This window comes from Streptomyces sp. A0958 (assembly GCF_004795035.1).
In the GTDB taxonomy this organism is placed as follows: Bacteria; Actinomycetota; Actinomycetes; order Streptomycetales; family Streptomycetaceae; genus Streptomyces.
In genome coordinates this window covers 19,961-37,151 of the sequence record NZ_SSBK01000050.1, presented here as the reverse complement: position 1 = coordinate 37,151, position 17,191 = coordinate 19,961, and the positions used below count along the sequence as shown (strand labels likewise).

General features: G+C 71.9%; 18 protein-coding genes and 1 pseudogene. 9 read left to right on the top strand and 10 right to left on the bottom strand.

Annotation, left to right across the window (positions count from 1 at the left end):
- Positions 1-126 (bottom strand): annotated as a pseudogene (locus E6P78_RS33725) (SGNH/GDSL hydrolase family protein); the annotation flags it as partial.
- 50 nt (positions 127-176) lie between these two features.
- On the opposite strand from E6P78_RS33725, the gene E6P78_RS30240 reads away from it, so the two are divergent.
- Both E6P78_RS30240 and E6P78_RS30235 read left to right on the top strand, forming a co-directional pair.
- Positions 177-674, top strand: a complete 498-nt coding sequence (locus E6P78_RS30240; protein WP_240799431.1) for a hypothetical protein — start codon at positions 177-179, stop codon at positions 672-674.
- Between the two features lie 437 nt (positions 675-1,111).
- Entirely contained in the window at positions 1,112-1,957 is an 846-nt protein-coding gene (locus E6P78_RS30235; protein ID WP_136206820.1) for an alpha/beta hydrolase, read from the top strand.
- A 10-nt stretch (positions 1,958-1,967) separates the two neighbouring features.
- On the opposite strand, the gene E6P78_RS30230 is transcribed toward E6P78_RS30235, so the two are convergent.
- A complete protein-coding gene (locus tag E6P78_RS30230) occupies positions 1,968-2,855 on the bottom strand; it encodes an NYN domain-containing protein (RefSeq protein WP_136206819.1) in 888 nt (295 codons plus the stop codon).
- Positions 2,856-3,075: 220 nt separating this feature from the next.
- On the opposite strand from E6P78_RS30230, the gene E6P78_RS32950 reads away from it, so the two are divergent.
- Positions 3,076-3,228 (top strand): hypothetical protein, encoded by a 153-nt coding sequence (locus E6P78_RS32950; RefSeq protein WP_168712739.1) that lies wholly within the window; start codon positions 3,076-3,078, stop codon positions 3,226-3,228.
- Between the two features lie 96 nt (positions 3,229-3,324).
- Here the strand turns inward: E6P78_RS32950 and E6P78_RS30225 are convergent, their stop codons facing one another.
- The 3 genes from E6P78_RS30225 to E6P78_RS30215 all read right to left on the bottom strand — a co-directional run bounded on the left by E6P78_RS30225 (position 3,325) and on the right by E6P78_RS30215 (position 5,695).
- Positions 3,325-3,930 carry a MarC family protein gene (locus E6P78_RS30225; protein ID WP_136206818.1) on the bottom strand — a complete coding sequence of 202 codons (606 nt, stop codon included), beginning with the start codon at positions 3,928-3,930 and terminating at the stop codon, positions 3,325-3,327.
- Positions 3,931-4,096: 166 nt separating this feature from the next.
- On the bottom strand, positions 4,097-4,963 hold the full coding sequence (locus E6P78_RS30220) for a PHP domain-containing protein (protein ID WP_136206817.1): 867 nt from the start codon (positions 4,961-4,963) through the stop codon (positions 4,097-4,099).
- 87 nt (positions 4,964-5,050) lie between these two features.
- Positions 5,051-5,695, bottom strand: a complete 645-nt coding sequence (locus E6P78_RS30215; RefSeq protein WP_136206816.1) for a DUF6758 family protein — start codon at positions 5,693-5,695, stop codon at positions 5,051-5,053.
- Between the two features lie 210 nt (positions 5,696-5,905).
- Between E6P78_RS30215 and E6P78_RS30210 the strand changes: the two genes are divergently transcribed.
- Positions 5,906-7,156, top strand: a complete 1,251-nt coding sequence (locus E6P78_RS30210) for an MFS transporter (protein WP_136206815.1) — start codon at positions 5,906-5,908, stop codon at positions 7,154-7,156.
- 75 nt (positions 7,157-7,231) lie between these two features.
- Here E6P78_RS30210 and E6P78_RS30205 read toward each other — a convergent pair whose 3' ends face one another.
- A complete protein-coding gene (locus E6P78_RS30205) occupies positions 7,232-7,816 on the bottom strand; it encodes a suppressor of fused domain protein (protein ID WP_136206814.1) in 585 nt (194 codons plus the stop codon).
- Positions 7,817-8,224: 408 nt separating this feature from the next.
- Between E6P78_RS30205 and E6P78_RS30200 the strand changes: the two genes are divergently transcribed.
- Together E6P78_RS30200 and E6P78_RS30195 are read left to right on the top strand one after the other, a co-directional pair.
- Complete coding sequence (locus tag E6P78_RS30200) at positions 8,225-9,346, top strand: magnesium and cobalt transport protein CorA (protein WP_136206813.1); 1,122 nt, start codon at positions 8,225-8,227, stop codon at positions 9,344-9,346.
- Between the two features lie 34 nt (positions 9,347-9,380).
- Positions 9,381-9,896, top strand: a complete 516-nt coding sequence (locus E6P78_RS30195) for a hypothetical protein (protein ID WP_136206812.1) — start codon at positions 9,381-9,383, stop codon at positions 9,894-9,896.
- A 15-nt stretch (positions 9,897-9,911) separates the two neighbouring features.
- Here the strand turns inward: E6P78_RS30195 and E6P78_RS30190 are convergent, their stop codons facing one another.
- On the bottom strand, positions 9,912-10,688 hold the full coding sequence (locus tag E6P78_RS30190; RefSeq protein ID WP_136206811.1) for a hypothetical protein: 777 nt from the start codon (positions 10,686-10,688) through the stop codon (positions 9,912-9,914).
- Positions 10,689-10,894: 206 nt separating this feature from the next.
- On the opposite strand from E6P78_RS30190, the gene E6P78_RS30185 reads away from it, so the two are divergent.
- The 3 genes from E6P78_RS30185 (at position 10,895) to E6P78_RS30175 (ending at position 13,944) form a co-directional block, all read left to right on the top strand.
- Entirely contained in the window at positions 10,895-12,169 is a 1,275-nt protein-coding gene (locus tag E6P78_RS30185; RefSeq protein ID WP_136206810.1) for a CBS domain-containing protein, read from the top strand.
- Positions 12,159-12,713, top strand: a complete 555-nt coding sequence (locus tag E6P78_RS30180; RefSeq protein WP_136206809.1) for a DUF1003 domain-containing protein — start codon at positions 12,159-12,161, stop codon at positions 12,711-12,713. The genes E6P78_RS30185 and E6P78_RS30180 overlap by 11 nt, the downstream gene beginning before the upstream one ends.
- A gap of 97 nt (positions 12,714-12,810) precedes the next feature.
- Positions 12,811-13,944 carry an Mrp/NBP35 family ATP-binding protein gene (locus E6P78_RS30175; protein WP_136206808.1) on the top strand — a complete coding sequence of 378 codons (1,134 nt, stop codon included), beginning with the start codon at positions 12,811-12,813 and terminating at the stop codon, positions 13,942-13,944.
- Positions 13,945-14,003: 59 nt separating this feature from the next.
- Here the strand turns inward: E6P78_RS30175 and E6P78_RS30170 are convergent, their stop codons facing one another.
- The 3 genes from E6P78_RS30170 to E6P78_RS30160 all read right to left on the bottom strand — a co-directional run bounded on the left by E6P78_RS30170 (position 14,004) and on the right by E6P78_RS30160 (position 17,086).
- Positions 14,004-14,663, bottom strand: coding sequence for a hypothetical protein (locus E6P78_RS30170; RefSeq protein WP_136206807.1), 660 nt, complete (start codon positions 14,661-14,663; stop codon positions 14,004-14,006).
- A 116-nt stretch (positions 14,664-14,779) separates the two neighbouring features.
- Positions 14,780-15,256: a sec-independent translocase gene (locus tag E6P78_RS30165; RefSeq protein WP_136206806.1), complete on the bottom strand. Its 477-nt coding sequence runs from the start codon at positions 15,254-15,256 to the stop codon at positions 14,780-14,782.
- Positions 15,257-15,355: 99 nt separating this feature from the next.
- On the bottom strand, positions 15,356-17,086 hold the full coding sequence (locus E6P78_RS30160; protein WP_136206805.1) for a trypsin-like peptidase domain-containing protein: 1,731 nt from the start codon (positions 17,084-17,086) through the stop codon (positions 15,356-15,358).
- Positions 17,087-17,191 lie beyond the last annotated feature (105 nt).

Here is a 17,191-nt window from a genome sequence, read left to right as displayed (position 1 = left end):
GGTGACCTCCGTACCGGCCTCCTTGGCCGCCTGGGAGGCCGCCTTGGCCACCGGCAGCATGCCCTCGCTCCGGGCACCGTCCAGCCGGTCCGACTCCGGCCACAGGCCCAGCACCGCGCAGAGCGTCACGCACCCGCGTCGGTGCGGCGGACGTCGCGGCCGAGGCAGCGGTCGCCGTGGCCGAGGCCCCCGCGGCCGTCGAGCCGGAGGCCGTGGCCGAGGCGGAGCCGAAGAAGCGCACCCGGACCAGGACGGCCAAGCCGAAGGCGGAGGCCGTCGTCGACGCCGGTGCCGAGACGGTGACCGCTGAGACGGTGACGGCCGCCGAGTCGGTGGCCTCCGAGACGGTGACCGAGGCGGCCGAGCCGCGTCGCCGCCGCGCCCGGGCCGTCAAGCCGGTGCAGGACGCGGACTTCCAGACCGCGCCCGCGGCCGAGCCGGAGGCGCCCGTCGTCGCCCGGCCGCGCCGCCGCGTCCGGGTGAACAAGCCGGCCGAGGACGAGGTCGACTTCCAGATCGCGCCGATCTCCGAGCCGGAGCCGCCGCGCCGCCGTACCCGTACGGCTTCGAAGCCCAAGGCGCAGGCCGTGGCGGAGACCGCGACCGCCGACGGCGAGGCCAAGCCGCGCCGGCGCCGTGCACCGCGCGCCACCGCCGCGAAGTCCGAGGGCTGAGCGGACCACGCACCGCCTGCCGGACGGCCCCGGGAACTCCTCCCCGGGGCCGTCCGGCGTTCCCGCGCCGCGCGAGGAACGCCCCGCGCCGAGGGACGCCCCGCGCCGATGACCTCCCGCACGAGGACCGGCGGCGCAAAGGGCGCCCGCACGAGGGGCGCCCGCGCCGCCCGCACGTGGAACGCGCTGCCGAAGGCCGCGCCACGAAGGCCGCCCCGCGCGAGGACCGCCCGCACGAGGACCGGCGGCGCAAGGGGCGCCCGCACGAGGGGCGCCCGCGCCGCCCGCACGTGGAACGCCCTGCCGAAGGCCGCGCCACGAAGGCCGCCCCGCGCGAGGACCGCCCGCACGAGGACCGGCGGCGCAAAGGGCGCCAGCCCGCGCGAGGAACGCCCCGCGCGAAGGCCTCCCCGCTCCGAACGGCTTAACCTCGTCCCATGAGCAGGCCACCCACCTTCACCCCGCCCTCCTGCGCCCGGGCCCGTGTGCTGCACACCGCGCGCGGGGACTTCGCCGTGCTGGACTCCGCCCCGCCCGCCGCCCCGCGCGGCACCGCTCTGCTGGTGCCCGGGTACACCGGCAGCAAGGAGGACTTCATCGCCCTGCTGGAACCGCTCGCGGGCGCCGGGTACCGTGCCGTCGCCGTCGACGGGCGCGGGCAGTTCGAGAGCCCGGGGACGGACCGCCAGGAGACGTACGCCCAGGAGGAGCTGGCCCGTGACGTGCTCGCGCAGGCAGCCGCGCTCGGTGCCGGTGAGGACCCGGTGCACCTGGTGGGGCACTCGCTCGGCGGGCAGATCGGCCGGGCCGCCGTGGTCCTGGACGCCGCGCCGTTCCGTTCGCTGACGCTGATGTCCTCCGGGCCCGCCGAGGTGGTCGAGGCGCAGCAGGTCAAGCTGAAGATCCTCAGCGACGCGCTGGCGACCAGGAGCATGGACGACGTCTGGGCGGCGATGCGCGCCTTCGACCCGCCGGCCGAGGCGGAAACGGACGGCGAGGACCTGCGGCGGCGCTGGCTGCGCCATCACCCGGCCCAGCTGATCGCCACCGGCCGCCAGTTGGCCACCGAGCCGGACCGGGTGTCGGAAGTCGCCGCCGCCGGGCTGCCGGTCCACGTGCTCTCCGGCGAGACCGACGACGTGTGGCCGGTGCCGGTGCTCGACGAGATGGCCGTACGGCTGGGCGCCCGCCGGACCCGGATCGAGGGCGCGGAGCACTCCCCCAACACCGACCGGCCGGGCGCCACGGCCGCCGCGCTCGTCTCCTTCTGGGACGGCCTGTAGGCGGCAGGTGTCAGTACTGCGCCTGGAGGTGCTGCCAGAAGCCGTCGCGCAGCGCCCGGCGCAGCGGGGCGTAGCCGCGCAGTGAGCGCTGGAGCAGGCGTTCGGCCTCGTTCAGCAGGTCCTGGTCGACGGAGCCCGGCAGATACGGGTGGCCGGGCAGCAGGTCCGCCAGGGACTCGCGGCCACGTGCGGCTAGCCAGGCCGCGGCGATCTGGGCGCCGACGAAGCGGACGTCCTCGCGCGAGGGTGCGGGGGCGTCCTCCTCGTACGTGGTGACGGAGCGTCTGGTCACGTACGGGCGGCAGAAGTCCAGGTCGAAGGTGCGCTGGCTGTCGACCTCCCAGAGCAGCGGCTCCGCCTGGTTGCGCCCCTCGCCCGCCTCGATGCCCCACAGGTGGACCCGGGCGCCGTAGCCCTGGGCGGCCTCGACGGCCGGGACCAGGTCCTCGTCGCCGCCGACGAGTGCGGCGTCGCTGATGGCCCGGTGGCGGGCCAGGGATTCGAGGTCGCTGCGGATGAGGGAGTCGACGCCCTTCTGCTGGTTGTTGGCGTTGAGGTTGCCGAGTCTCACCTTGACGTCGGGGAGTTCGGCGATGGACTGCTGCTCGGCGGTGTGGATGCGGCGTCTGGCCCCGTCGTACCAGTACACGCGCAGCAGTCTGCTGTCCGCGAAGATGGTGCGGGCCTTGTCGATGAAGGCCTCGATCAGCCCTTCGGTGTCGAGGTCGAAGGAGCGCCGGTCCTCGGTGCCGGTGACGAGCAGCCCGGCGGCGGCGTACACATAGCCCGCGTCCACGAAGATCGCGTGGGTCGAGGGGGTCTTCGAGACCTCGGCGAGCACCCGCTGGAGCAGGGCGTTGGTGCGGTCCAGCCGCTCGCCGATCTCCGCGTCGTTCATGCGGTTCCCGTCGCGGAGGCAGTCGTGCGCGCACGCGTGATTACTCGCTGGTACTTAGACATCCAAAAAATTTCCTTAGCGTAGGGAATGATTGCAGGGGGCAAGCCGTTGTGACTGGTGTGGGGCGACGGGCAGGCATGTCCGACACTCCACATCCTTGCGGACGGAACACCGTCCACCAGTAGTTCTCCAGCAGGAGGATCAGACGAAGGGAAGCCCTATGCGCTTCGAGATCACGCGACTCGACGATGTCGACGGTACCGCCGTGGACAGCACTGTCGTGGACGCCGCCTCCGTCAACCGGATCGTGCAGCAGGCCGCCGCAACGGGCCAGCGCATCTATATCCGGCCGGCCGAAAGTTCGGCTTCATAACACCTTGCCGATGTGAATTGTTGTCGACGTAAAGAAGACGAAGCGCGCCCCCGCACGGAACGTCCGTGCGGGGGCGCTGTGGTGTGCGGGCCCGGGTCAGGTGCCCTGGATGACCTGGGTGACGCCGTTGATGATCTGCTGTACGGCGATGGCGGACAGCATCATGCCGGCCAGCCTCGTGACGAGCACGACGCCGCCGTCCTTGATGACGCGGATGATCAGCAGCGAGTAGCGCATGGTCAGCCAGAGCACGAGGTGCATGGCGACGATCGCCGTCCAGACAGAGACCTGGCTCGCCACGCTGTCGGCGTGCTGCACGGCGAGGATCACCGAGACGATCGCGCCGGGACCGGCGAGCAGCGGCATGCCCAGGGGTACGAGGGCGACGTTGACGTCCTTGGTCTGCGTCGGCTCGTCGGTCTTGCCGGTCAGCAGGTCGAGCGCGATCAGCAGCAGGAGCAGCCCGCCGGCGATCATCAGGGCGGGGACGGAGACGTGCAGGTAGTCCAGGATCTGCTGGCCGAGGACGCCGAAGACGGCGATCACGCCGAAGGCGACGGAGACGGCCTGGAGGGCCATCCGGCGCTGCATCTTGGCGGGGCGGCCGGCGGTGAGGGCGAGGAAGATCGGGGTGATCCCCGGCGGATCCATAATCACAAAAAGGGTGAGAAAAAGAGATCCGAAGACAGCGACGTCGAACACGGTGAGCCTTGCGAGGAGAGAGCGGTACCGCGGTGGGTGGCCGCGGGGAAGGGACGCGCCGCGAGGCCGCCGGGACGACCGGCCGTCCGGACGTGCCGGACGGCGGCCGGGGCGGCCGGTGCGCGGGAAGGGGTGAGCGGTGCGAGCGGGCGGGGCCCGCGTGCGGTTACGGGGTGGCGGGTCCGCCGGCGCCCGGCACCGGGAAGGCTCCCGTGGCGCGCCGGGTGATCTCGCCGTAGATCTCGGGGTCGGTGGTGTACGCGCCGAGCTCCACGGACTTGCGGCTGCCGTGGTAGTCGCTGGAGCCGGTGATCAGCAGCTTCAGCTCACCGGCGAGTGCGCGCAGCCGGGTCCGGGTCGGCTCGTCGTGGTCCATGTGGTCGACCTCGATGCCGTCGAGCCCGGCGGCGGCCAGCTCGGCGATCGCGGACTCGGGGACCGTACGGCCGCGTTTGACGGCGGCCGGGTGGGCGAAGACGGTGACGCCACCTGCGGCCTTGACCATCCGGACGGCGTCGAAGGGGTCAAACTCGTGCTTCTCGGCGTACGCCCGTCCGCCGTCACCGAGCCAGTCGGGCGTGAAGGCGTCGGACACGGTCTCGACGACTCCGAGTTCGACCAGGGCGGAGGCGACATGGGGCCGGCCCACCGAGCCGTCCCCGGCGATCCGGGCGACCTGCTCCCAGGTGACCGGCACGCCCAGCTCCTGGAGCTTGCGCACCATGGTCCGCGCGCGCGGCACCCGGTCGTCGCGGACCAGCTCGCGCTCGCGGGCGAACACGGGCTCGTCCGGGTCGAAGAGGTACGCCAGCATGTGCAGGCCCACGCCGTCGAGGCGGCAGGAGAGCTCGGCTCCGGTGACGAGCGTGAGCCCGTCGGGGAGGGCGGCTATCGCCTCGGCGTGCCCGCGCACCGTGTCGTGGTCGGTGAGGGCGACGACGTCGAGGCCCGCGGCGGCGGCGTTGCCCACCAGCTCGGCGGGGGTGTCCGTACCGTCCGACGCGGTGGAGTGGGTGTGCAGGTCGATGCGCACGACACGGACTCCAGTGCTCGCAGCCGAAAGGGGGACACCCCAGGATAACCGGCGCACGGGACCGCTCCGGCCCCGCCGCGGGGCGGCTCAGGGCGCTGTCAGCAGGCGGGGTGTGAGCGCGCCGCAGGGCACCAGGTCGACCTCTCCCCCGGCGTCGCGCAGGTCGGTGAGCACCAGTTCGTCGTACATGAGGAGCCCGGACTGCTCGGGCCAGAGGATGGCCCACAGCCACAGCCCGCACGCCTCGCCCGCGAAGACGGCCCGGTCGGCGGGGGCGCCCTTCACGTGCCAGAGCGGCGTCGGGCGGCCGGCGGCGAGGACCTTGGAGTCCGGCGGGCCGTCCACCCGCAGACCCGGTCCGGGGTCGGGCCCCTCGATACCGGCGTACCGCGCCCCGAGTCCCACTCCCAGCTCCTCGGCGACGAGCAGCAGCTCGCCCATGCCGCCGAGCGGCCCGGGTCCGGAGCAGGCGACGGCGGTGGCCCGCCCCCCGCCGCGGTCGTCGCCGGCGCAGGCCACGCCCGTGAACAGCCAGCCCACCGGCAGCGGCCAGGGCATCCACACGGGCACCTGCGCCCGGTGCACCACGACCCCCAGCGCCTCGACGCTCGGCGGTATGACCGGCTGGAGCGGATGCACGCTGCCGTGCACATCGCACTGCCAGGTGTCGGCAAAGAGCCCCGGCGCCCGGACCCGGCCTCCGCACTTCGGGCAACTCGGTTCGCCCCTCATACCGTCCAACGGTCCTCCCCGGCCGTCGCCGCGTCAAGGACGATCACCTTTCCGCAGGACGGCCGGGGGCCCGGGGCCCGCCAGGGCCCCACCGGCTCCCACCGGGCCCCACCGGCCCCCACCGGCCAATTTAGATGTAACTTGCACTCATTAGATCCTCTAACTTATTCTGTGCATAACGCATCGATCTAGTGGAGAGTGAGAAGGCCCATGAGGAGAGAGGCCACACCGGGAGAGGACGATCCGTTCAACAAGGAGACGGTCAGCCTCCTGCGCCAGCCGAAGGCCGTCTGGGCGACGGCGGGGGCGTCCGTCGTCGCGTTCATGGGAATCGGCCTGGTGGACCCGATTCTGCCGTCCATCGCCAAGGGCCTGGAGGCGACGCCGAGCCAGGTGTCGCTGCTCTTCACCTCGTACTTCCTGATCACCGCCGTCGCGATGCTCGTCACCGGCTTCGTCTCCAGCCGCATCGGCGGCCGCAAGACCCTGCTGGCCGGGCTCGCGCTCGTGGTGGTCTTCGCGGCGCTCTCCGGCACCTCCTCGTCCGTCGCCGAACTCGTCGGCTTCCGGGCCGGCTGGGGCCTGGGCAACGCGCTCTTCGTCTCGACCGCGCTCGCCGTGATCGTCGGCGCGGCGGCCGGCGGCAGCTCGGCGGCGATCCTGCTGTACGAGTCGGCGCTCGGCCTCGGCATGGCGTGCGGGCCCCTGCTCGGCGCGCTGCTCGGTGACGCCAGCTGGCGCTACCCGTTCTTCGGGACGGCCGCGCTGATGGCGATCGGCTTCGTCTGCATCACGGCCTTCCTGAAGGAACAGCCCAAGCCCGCCCGCAAGACGTCACTGCTCGACCCGGTCAAGGCCCTCGGCCACGGCGGGCTCGCCTCCGTCGCGGCCTCCGCGTTCTTCTACAACTACGCGTTCTTCACGATCCTGGCGTTCACCCCGTTCGTGCTGAACATGACGCCGTACAAGTCCGGCGCCGTCTTCTTCGCCTGGGGCCTGCTGCTCGCGGTCTTCTCGGTGCTCGTCGCGCCCCGGCTGCAGAAGCGCTTCGGCTCGCTGAAGGTGCTCGGCGCCTCGCTGGTGCTGCTCGCCGCCGACCTGGTGATCCTCGGCTACGGCAGCCACACGACGGCCATCGTCTGCACCATCGTCTCCGGCGCCCTCATCGGCATGAACAACACCGTCTACACGGAGCTGGCGCTCGGCGTCTCGGACGCACCGCGGCCGGTGGCCAGCGCCGGCTACAACTTCGTCCGCTGGTTCGCCGCCGCCGCGGCGCCCTACCTGGCCCCGAAGATCGAGGAGTGGAGCAACATCCACATCCCGTTCGTGGTCGCCGCCGCCGCCTCGGTCCTGGGCGCGATCGTGGTCTGGGTCCGGCGCTCGGCACTGACCCACGAGGCGGAGGAGCTGGAGCCGAGGCACGCCACCGAGGACGGCGTCACCGCCTTCGCCGACTGACCCCCACCACCCCGTACCGCCCCGTCCGCGGCCTCCCTCCTGGCCGCGCGGCGGAGCTTTCGCGTACGCCCCGCGTCAGTCCAGAGCCGCCGAGACCCGCAGCGGGTCACGCAGGTCCGTCCCCTGGGCGAGCCACCGCTCCTGGAGTTCCTGCGCGCCCCGGACCCGCTTCCAGGCGGCCTCGTTGTGCGTCATCGGCAGCAGGGGCAGGAAGCGCACGGGCTCCAGGGGTTCCTCCAGCTCCAGGTCCTCCACCAGCCCCCCGCCCTCCGCGACGAGCACCGAGGTGAACGGTGCCCCGGGCCACAGCGGTTCGCCGACGTCCAGCGAGGCGCCGGGGGCCACGATCAGGCCCTCCACCTGGGGCGAGGCCGCCAGTACGGCGAGCTTGCGCAGCACCTGGTCGGTGTCGGCGAGCCCGCCCCGTACCGACAGCACCAGCTCGGCGCGCGGGCCCTTCACCGGGTCGGCGAGAGCGGCGGTCGGGTCGGACATCGGCTGGGCGGACATGCCGAGCGTGGCGTACCTCACGATGTCACCGTCGATGAATCGGAGCACCTCGATCCGGTCCGTCCCGAGAAACGTCACTGCTGCGCGTGCGTCCGGTTCACCCAGGGCCGTCCGCAGACGTGCCTCGACCAGCGCAAGAATTTGTGCCATGTGGCGAGCATAGGACGCGTATGGAACGGGCAAAGTAAGGGATTGGCCCTGCGCCGGCTGCTAGCCTGGGGTGCCGGCCGGGACAGCACGCAGAAGCGTCGCTCTCAAGTCCCGGCGCTACGTCATCCCCCAAGGGGGACCGACCGGAGGAGGTGGGGCTGCGGTGGATCCAAGTCGACCGTGCAGTACCAACCGCTCTTCCGCTCGACACCTTTCCGCGTGAACTGACGCCTGCTCGGTCAAGGCCACGGCATTTCGCACGACGGAAGAGCACGCCTTTTTTGCCTGTCTGTAGCGAACGCCGTCATCGCGCCGCCGCGGTGCCGCCCGCTTTGCGGATGTGAGCCCACGTCCCCATTCCGGGCTGTTCCACGCCCTCGCCGACGGCCCTCCGTGAAGGAGTCAGCCATGTCGATGATCCGTGACCTGCGCGCCGTCGTGCGCCCGTCCCTGCGCAGGAACACCACCCTGCACAACAGCTACGACGCCACCCGCGACCCGTCCGCCTCCAGCGCGGTCGTCGACTGCGCGGTCTACCGCGACGGCCGCCGCCTCACCGAGGTGGACGGCACCTGCCGCACGCCCCGCGAGGCGATGCTCCGGGTGCGGGAGGGGGGCGGCTTCGCCTGGATCGGTCTGCACGAGCCGACCGAGGAGGAATTCGCGGGAATCGCCCGGGAGTTCGGGCTGCACCCGCTGGCCGTGGAGGACGCCGTCCACGCCCACCAGCGGCCCAAGCTGGAGCGGTACGACGACACCCTGTTCACCGTCTTCAAGACCATCCACTACGTCGAGCACACCGAGCTGACCGCGACCAGCGAGCTCGTGGAGACCGGCGAGGTCATGTGCTTCACCGGCCGGGACTTCGTCATCACCGTGCGGCACGGCGGCCACGGCTCGCTGCGGGCGCTGCGCCACCGCCTGGAGGAGGACCCCGAGCTGCTCGCCAAGGGCCCCTCCGCGGTGCTGCACTCCATCGCCGACCACGTCGTGGACGGGTACATCGCGGTGGCGGGCGCGGTGCAGGAGGACATCGACGAGGTGGAGATCGAGGTCTTCTCCACCCCGGACAAGGGCAGTTCGCGCGGCTCCGACGCGGGCCGGATCTACCAGCTCAAGCGCGAGGTGCTGGAGTTCAAGCGGGCCGTCTCGCCGCTGCTGCGCCCGATGCAGCTGCTCAGCGAGCGGCCGATGCGGCTGATCGACCCCGACATCCAGAAGTACTTCCGGGACGTCGCCGACCACCTGGCGCGGGTCCAGGAAGAGGTCATCGGCTTCGACGAGCTGCTGAACTCGATCCTCCAGGCCAATCTGGCGCAGGCGACCGTCGCGCAGAACGAGGACATGCGCAAGATCACGTCCTGGGCGGCCATCATCGCCGTACCGACGATGATCTGCGGCGTCTACGGCATGAACTTCACGAACATGCCGGAGGTGCACTGGCGGTACGGCTACCCGATGGTGATGGGCGTCATCGGCGTCGTCTGCTTCTCCATCCACCGCATGCTCAAGCGCAACGGCTGGCTCTGAACGCCCGGGGGCGGGGCCCGTCTAAGCTCTGCCCATGACTGCTGCTGACACGCTCCTCGGGCCGGCCCTCGTCGAGGAGGCCACGAAGAAGTCGGGCCTCATCTGGGCGCGCGGCACCGGCCCCGCGCGGGCGCTGTGGCACGTGTGGCACGAGGGGGCGGCGCACCTGGTCGGCGACGGCCCCGGCGAGCAGCCGCTCCCGGCCGGTCTCACCGACGGCGCCACCGCGGAGGTGACCGTCCGCAGCAAGGACAAGGGCGGCCGTATCGTCGCCTGGTCGGCCTCGGTGAGCGAGCTCGCCCCGCACTCCGAGGAGTGGGAGGCCGCCGTCGCCGAGCTCAAGGGCAAGCGGCTGAACGCCCCGGACGCCGAGCGGATGCCCGAGCGGTGGGCGCGCGAGTGCCGGATCGTACGGCTCGCGCCCCGCGACGCCCGCACCGAGCTGCCGGACACCTCCGGGGCGGCCGCGCCGCTGCCCACCCCGGCGACCACCCGGCTCCCGGTCCCGGCGGGGCTGCCCCGCCTCCTGAAGCGCTCGCTGCGCAAGTAGTCCGGTGCGCTCCGGTCACGAGGAGGACGACGTCTTCGGCAGCTGCTTGCCGTAGTCGACCGTCTCGTCCTCGGCGGGGGCCTTGAGCGCGAAGTCCTTGCCCCAGTCGGCGAGCGTGACGACTCCCCCGCCGCCGCCCCGGGCGAAGCGCAGCGGATACGGCTTGCCCTCCAGGGACACGTCGAGCGCGCCACCCTCGCCCTCGCCGCCCATGATCCGTACGGTGCGCACCCCGGCGACCTCGTCGCGGTCGCCCTTGGCGAGCTTGCCGTGCAGCGTGAGCAGCCCGTCGAGCAGCACCTTCTTGTCGGTGAAGCCGCTCAGCTGCTTGTACGTGGGGTCGTCGCCGGGGACCTTGACGTACTTGTCCTCCAGCTTGTCCGCTGCCGTCGCGCCGTCCTTGCCGGAGTCCGCCCCGCCCCCGTCGTCGTGGCTCCAGAAGCCGGCGCCGGCCTTGAGGTATAGCTCGTCACCGATCCGCAGCAGTGCGAAGGTGCTGTTCTTCGAGGTGACGGAGCCCGCGCCGCCCTTGTTCTTGAGCCGCATGTCGATCCTGTACGTGCCCCCCTTGCTCACCAGCGTGCCGGCGAGGCGCACCGCGTCGGCGGCGTCCGCCGCCGCCTGTGCCTTCTTCTCGATCTCCGGTGCGGAGAGTCTGCCGACGCCGTTGGTCCCCTTGTCCGGGTCCTCGCCCCCGCACGCGGTCAGGGCCGCGGTCAGCCCCGCGCAGAGCACGACGGCGAGGGAGGCGGTCCGGCGGCGGGCCCGGCCGGGCGGCACGAAAGAGGTCACAGGCGCACTGCCTCTCATCTTCATGGTGGGGGTGGCAGACGGCAGCGTACCCGGGTGGTCTACGCCGTTGGGCCCGGAGCCGTCCGGACGGTCCGCCGGGGCGGTCCGCGAGGGTACGGGCTAGCCTGATCACGTCATAACAGTGCAATAACTGTCGGAAGCGGGCGGCTCCGGAGCCGCCTGGAGGCGAGCGAGGAGGCACAGGCATGACACCGGTCACGCCCCGGGTCTTCGTCTCGCACCTGTCCGGTGTGCCGGTCTTCGATCCCAACGGCGACCAGGTGGGCCGCGTCCGCGACCTGGTCGCGATGCTCCGGGTCGGCGGCCGGCCGCCCCGGCTGCTCGGCATGGTGGTCGAGGTGGTGAGCCGGCGGCGGATCTTCCTGCCGATGACCCGGGTGACGGGCGTCGAGTCGGGGCAGGTGATCACCACCGGCGTGGTCAACATGCGGCGCTTCGAACAGCGGCCCACCGAACGCCTGGTGCTCGGCGAGTTCCTCGACCGCCGGGTGCGCCTGGTCGAGACGGACGAGGAGGTCACCATCCTGGACGTGGCGATCCAGCAGCTGCCGGCCCGCCGGGACTGGGAGATCGACAAGTACTTCGTCCGCAAGGGCCGGGGCGGGGCACTGCGCCGCAAGGGCGAGACGCTGACCGTCGAGTGGTCGGCGGTGAAGGGTTTCTCGCTGGAGGAGCACGGGCAGGGCGCCGAGTCGCTGGTGGCCACCTTCGAGAGGCTGCGCCCCGCCGACGTCGCCAACGCCCTGCACCACCTCACCCCGAAGCGCCGGGCGGAGGTCGCGGCCGCGCTGGACGACGACCGGCTCGCCGACGTCCTGGAGGAGCTGCCCGAGGACGACCAGGTGGAGATCATCGGCAAGCTCCAGGAGGAGCGCGCGGCGGACGTCCTGGAGGCGATGGACCCGGACGACGCGGCCGACCTGCTCTCCGAGCTGCCCGAGGAGGACAAGGAGCGGCTGCTGACGCTGATGCGGCCGGGCGACGCGGCGGACGTGCGGCGCCTGCTGTCGTACGAGGAGCGCACCGCGGGCGGGCTCATGACGACCGAGCCGGTCATCCTGCGCCCGGACGCCACCGTCGCCGACGCGCTGGCCCGGGTCCGCCAGTCCGACCTGTCGCCGGCGCTGGCCGCGCAGGTGTACGTGTGCCGGTCGCCGGACGAGACGCCGACGGGGAAGTACCTGGGCACCGTGCACTTCCAGCGGCTGCTGCGCGACCCGCCGTTCACCCTGGTCAGCTCGCTCCTCGACAGCGACCTGGTGCCGCTGCCGCCGGACACCCCGCTGTCGGTGGTGACCAGTTACCTGGCGGCGTACAACCTGGTGTCGGTGCCGGTGGTGGACGAGAGCGGTTCGCTGCTGGGCGCGGTGACCGTGGACGACGTCCTGGACCACCTGCTGCCCGACGACTGGCGGGAGACCGACTTCCACGGCCAGGAGGGGGTGCTCCGTGGCCGGTGAGGACCGTGCGAGGGCGTCGAACGGCGCGACGGCGCTGACCCGTACGCCCAGGGCCCGGCTCGACCAGCCGAAGGCGCCGCGCCGGCGGCTGCTGCCGGAGTACGACCCCGAGGCGTTCGGCCGGTTCTCGGAGCGCATCGCGCGCTTCCTGGGCACGGGCCGGTTCATCGTCTGGATGACGCTGATCATCATCGTGTGGGTGGCGTGGAACATCTTCGCGCCGGCGAACGTGCGGTTCGACCAGTACCCGTTCATCTTCCTGACGCTGATGCTCTCGCTCCAGGCCTCGTACGCGGCCCCGCTGATCCTGCTCGCGCAGAACCGGCAGGACGACCGCGACCGGGTCACCCACGAGCAGGACCGCAAGCAGAACGAGCGCTCCATCGCCGACACCGAGTACCTGACCAGAGAGATCGCGGCGCTGCGGATGGGCCTGGGGGAGGTCGCCACCCGGGACTGGATTCGCTCCGAGCTGGAGAACCTGGTGAGGGACCTGGACGACCGGCGCGCGCTGCTGTCCGCCGAGAGTGACGAGGACCGCTGACAGGGCTACTCACGCGTACGGTACGGCGCCGTACCGCCCTCCCGTCGCCCGTCACCACCCTTGCATGGAGCGCTGCGCGCACCCGTACTATCGATGTATGGCTACGGAAGACGCGGTGCTTGAGGCACTGGCGACAGTGAACGACCCGGAGATCCACCGCCCGATCACCGAGCTGGGCATGGTGAAATCGGTCGACATCGATCCTGACGGTGTGGTCGCTGTCACGGTGTACCTCACCGTCTCCGGCTGTCCGATGCGCGAGACGATCACCAGGAACGTGACCGACGCGGTGGCCCTCGTCGAGGGCGTGTCGCGGGTCGAGGTCACCCTCGACGTCATGAGCGACGAGCAGCGCAAGGACCTCGCGGCGTCACTGCGCGGCGGTACGGCGGAGCGCGAGGTGCCCTTCGCGAAGCCCGGCTCGCTGACCCGGGTGTACGCGGTCGCCTCCGGCAAGGGCGGCGTCGGCAAGTCCTCGGTGACGGTGAACCTGGCCGCGGCGATGGCGGCGGACGGGCTCAAGGTCGGTGTCGTGGACGCGGACATTTACGGGCACAGCGTGCCCCGGATGCTGGGTGCGGACGGCAGGCCGACCCAGGTCGAGAACATGATCATGCCGCCGTCCTCGCACGGCGTGAAGGTCATCTCCATCGGCATGTTCACCCCGGGCAACGCCCCGGTGGTGTGGCGCGGCCCGATGCTGCACCGCGCGCTCCAGCAGTTCCTCGCCGATGTGTACTGGGGCGACCTGGACGTCCTGCTGCTCGACCTGCCGCCGGGCACCGGTGACATCGCGATCTCGGTCGCCCAGCTCGTGCCGAACGCGGAGATCCTGGTCGTCACCACCCCGCAGCAGGCCGCGGCCGAGGTGGCCGAGCGGGCCGGTTCGATCGCCGTCCAGACCCACCAGAAGATCGTCGGCGTCGTCGAGAACATGTCGGGCATGCCGTGCCCGCACTGCGACGAGATGGTCGACGTGTTCGGCTCGGGCGGCGGTGCCCGGGTCGCCGAGGGGCTGACGAAGACGGTCGGCGCCGAGGTGCCGGTCCTGGGGAGCATCCCGATCGACGTACGGCTGCGCGAGGGCGGCGACGAGGGCAAGCCCGTCGTGCTGTCCGACCCCGACTCCCCCGCCGGCAAGGCGCTGCGCGCCATCGCGGGCAAGCTGAGCGGCCGTCAGCGCGGCCTGTCGGGCATGTCGCTGGGCATCACCCCGCGCAACAAGTTCTGACGCCGGGACACACGGAAGGCCGGGGCCGAGGGCCCCGGCCCTCCCCGCTGCTCGCCCGGTCACACGTAGGACTCGATGTCCTTGACCTCCGAGAAGCCCAGACCGTACGCGCTCATGCCGCGCCCGTAGGCGCCGATGTGCACCCCGCCGGGCGCGGAGCCGGCCAGCACCCAGCCGAACTCGGACTCGCGGTAGTGGAACGGCACCGGCACTCCGTCGACCGGCAGGGACAGCGCCGACCAGGCGGGGCCGTCCAGATCATCGGCGAGTTCGAACGCCGTCTCCGTCTGCTGGTCCAGCCAGTCGTCGCGCAGGGTGTGGTCCAGCTGCGGCGGCCAGGTGCAGGCCAGCAGGCCGGAACCCGCCAGCCAGGCCGCGGAGGAGACCGTCGTGGCCTCCAGGACCCCGGTGCCGTCACCGCTGCGCCGTACGGGGCTGCTGCCGACGGTGACCACGACCGCGAACCGCTGCTTGTCCGCGCCGCAGTCGCCCCGTACCAGGGGCTCGTCGCCGTGGCCGATGGAGCCGTGCTGCACCGAGCCGTCCGCGGCCGTGCCGAGGGGCATCAGCCGGCGCGCGCCGGTGAACGCCTCGTCCAGCGCGTACCAGGGGAAAGGGGACCGCAGATAGCCGTCGAGCGTGAGCCGGGCCGCCGGGACCGCCTCCGCCGTGACCGTGTCCGGCGCGTCCTGTGCGCCCACCCGACTCGTTGTCTCCATCAGCCCGGCCGCCTCCTCGATCCGTAGGGTCCGGAGCGGCCCGCCCATCGGGCGTCCTCACAACCGGACAGATGGAGAATAGCCATACCGTCCGGACGACCCGGGATCGGCGGCCCTCAGGTGGCGTCCGCGTCGAACGGCGGCGGGGTGTCCTTCGGGGGCTGCTCGCCCTTCTTGAGCAGGTCGGGAGCGCCCTTCGAGCCATTCGCCGCGGTGACCGAGGCTCCGCCCGACACGCCGGTCTTCGCCTCAACGGACGCGGTGCTCCGCCCGTTCACCGCGTCGGTGATCTCGGTGACTTCCTTGCGCAGGTCGAAGCTCTCACGGATCTCCTTCAGCCCCAGGTCGTCGTTGCCGTCCATGAGCTGCTTGCGGACGAACGTCTTGGGGTTCAGGTCCTCGAACTCGAAGTCCTTGAACTCCGGCCCGAGCTCCGTGCGGATGTCCTCCTTGGCGCTCTCCGAGAACTCGCGGACCTTGCGGATGAAGCGGGAGACATCCTGGATGACCTTGGGGAGCTTGTCCGGGCCGAAGATGAGCACGCCGAGAATCGCGAGCGTCAGCAGCTCCAGTGCGCCTATGTCGTTGAACACCTTGCGGCTCCTCGTATTCTCCGCGACCAGCTCGGATGAGGTCCGGACATGAGCCACGGTACCCGGCGAAACTGTCCGGACGGTAGCTTCCCGTGGCCGTCACGTGCCGGTTGCCGAGCCCAGCGTCAAAGTTATGGACAGGTCTTTACCACCGCGGGTCAGGGTGAGCTCCAGGCGGTCCCCCGGCCGGTGCGAGCGGATCTTCACTATCAGCTCCTCGCCGCTGTGCACCCGCTTCCCGTCCACCTCGGTGATGACGTCGTCCGGCCTGACCCCGGCCTTGTCCGCCGGACCACCCGGTGTGACGGGCGAGGTTCCCTGGGCGCTCGTCCCGACCTTGGCGCCGTCCCCGGTGTACTTCATGTCGAGGGTGACACCGATCACGGGGTGTGTCGCCCTGCCCGTGTTGATCAGCTCCTCGGCGACGAGCTTGCCCTGGTTGATCGGGATGGCGAAGCCCAGGCCGATGGACCCGGCCTGCCCGCCCTCGGCGGAGGAGCCTGTGTCGGCGGCCCGGATGGCGCTGTTGATCCCGATGACGTGGGCGTCGGTGTCCACCAGCGGACCGCCGGAGTTGCCCGGGTTGATCGGGGCGTCCGTCTGAAGCGCGTTGACGTAACTGACGTCGCTGCCGTCGCCCTTCTCGCCGCCCGCGGTGATCGGCCGGTCCTTGGCGCTGATGATGCCGGAGGTCACGGTGTTGGACAGGTCGAACGGGGCGCCGATGGCCACCACCGGGTCACCGACCTGGACGTTGTCGGAGTTGCCCAGCGGCAGCGGCTTCAGCCCGGAGACGCCGCTGACCTTGACCACGGCCAGGTCGTACCCGCTGTCCTTGCCGACGACCTCCGCGCGGGCGGTCTCGCCCCCGCTGAACGTCACGGTGATCTCGCCGGAGGAACCCGCCGGGGCGACCACGTGGTTGTTGGTGAGGATGTGGCCCCGGTCGTCGAGGACGAAGCCCGTGCCGGTGCCGGACTCGGTGGAACCGCTGACGTGCAGGGTCACCACGCTGGGCAGGGCGCTGGCCGCGATGCCGGCCACGCTGTCCGGGGCGCGACCGCCGCCGTCCCGCTCGTCCTGGGGCAGTTCGATGCTGGTGAGGCCGCCGTTGCGCTCTATGTAGGCGCCTATCCCGCCGCCGATGCCGCCCGCGACCAGGGCGAGGAGCAGCGCGCCGACCAGCATCGTGCCGCGCCGGTTCTTCCGCCGGCCGTCGGGGAGCGGCGGGCCGGGCTGGGTGACCAGGGGCTGCCGGGGCGCGCCCCAGGGGTCGTAGCTCTGCCATTGCGGGGCCGGCGGGTGCGCTGCGGGCGCGTGAGCGGCCTCCTGCGGCTGCTGGGGCGCCGTCGGGGGCGGGAAGGCGGGCGCCGGGTCGGGGGGTGCGAGAGTCATGCCCGCGCCGTTCGTCCCCGCGTACGGCGGCGGTACGGGTGTGCCGTGCGCCGGGGTCGGCCGCTGAACGGGAGGCGCGGGCGCCCACGGCCCGGGACCGCCGTAGGGCGGGGTGCCGTACGGGTCCGGCTCGTGCAGGGGCTGCGTGGGGCGCGGGGCGGGGGTCTCAGCGGTCTCGGGCGCGGCCGGGAATTCGGTTGTCGCTGTGTCCTGCGGCGCGGCCGGGGACTCGCTCGTCACCGTGGTCTGCGGCGCGGCCGGGGACTCACTCGTCACCGTGGTCTGCGGCGCGGCCGGGGTGTCGTCCGTGTCCGCCGGTGACGGCACCGCGTCCTCGACGGGTGACGGCCCCTCGGGCGCTGCGGGCGTGCCGCGCCCCGTCGTGGGCCGGCTCCACCACTTCGCCTCGGGCTCGGTCGGCTTCCCGTCGTCCATGTTCTCCCCGCAACTGCCGCAACCGGCCCTCCGCACGCCCCCGCAGGGGCGTCCCACCCGAAATCCTGCCGGAATTCAACCAGGTTTGAGCCGGGCCTGCGCACC

What these genes read in the sequence shown, in the direction of transcription:
- E6P78_RS32950 (WP_168712739.1), top strand. Translation starts at nt 3,076, where the DNA reads ATGCGCTTCGAGATCACGCGACTCGACGATGTCGACGGTACCGCCGTG.
- E6P78_RS30215 (WP_136206816.1), bottom strand. Translation starts at nt 5,695, where the DNA reads ATGAGGGGCGAACCGAGTTGCCCGAAGTGCGGAGGCCGGGTCCGGGCG.
- E6P78_RS30210 (WP_136206815.1), top strand. Translation starts at nt 5,906, where the DNA reads ATGAGGAGAGAGGCCACACCGGGAGAGGACGATCCGTTCAACAAGGAG.
- E6P78_RS30175 (WP_136206808.1), top strand. Translation starts at nt 12,811, where the DNA reads ATGGCTACGGAAGACGCGGTGCTTGAGGCACTGGCGACAGTGAACGAC.
- E6P78_RS30205 (WP_136206814.1), bottom strand. Translation starts at nt 7,816, where the DNA reads ATGGCACAAATTCTTGCGCTGGTCGAGGCACGTCTGCGGACGGCCCTG.
- E6P78_RS30160 (WP_136206805.1), bottom strand. Translation starts at nt 17,086, where the DNA reads ATGGACGACGGGAAGCCGACCGAGCCCGAGGCGAAGTGGTGGAGCCGG.
- E6P78_RS30195 (WP_136206812.1), top strand. Translation starts at nt 9,381, where the DNA reads ATGACTGCTGCTGACACGCTCCTCGGGCCGGCCCTCGTCGAGGAGGCC.
- E6P78_RS30185 (WP_136206810.1), top strand. Translation starts at nt 10,895, where the DNA reads ATGACACCGGTCACGCCCCGGGTCTTCGTCTCGCACCTGTCCGGTGTG.
- E6P78_RS30170 (WP_136206807.1), bottom strand. Translation starts at nt 14,663, where the DNA reads ATGGAGACAACGAGTCGGGTGGGCGCACAGGACGCGCCGGACACGGTC.
- E6P78_RS30200 (WP_136206813.1), top strand. Translation starts at nt 8,225, where the DNA reads ATGTCGATGATCCGTGACCTGCGCGCCGTCGTGCGCCCGTCCCTGCGC.
- E6P78_RS30230 (WP_136206819.1), bottom strand. Translation starts at nt 2,855, where the DNA reads ATGAACGACGCGGAGATCGGCGAGCGGCTGGACCGCACCAACGCCCTG.
- E6P78_RS30235 (WP_136206820.1), top strand. Translation starts at nt 1,112, where the DNA reads ATGAGCAGGCCACCCACCTTCACCCCGCCCTCCTGCGCCCGGGCCCGT.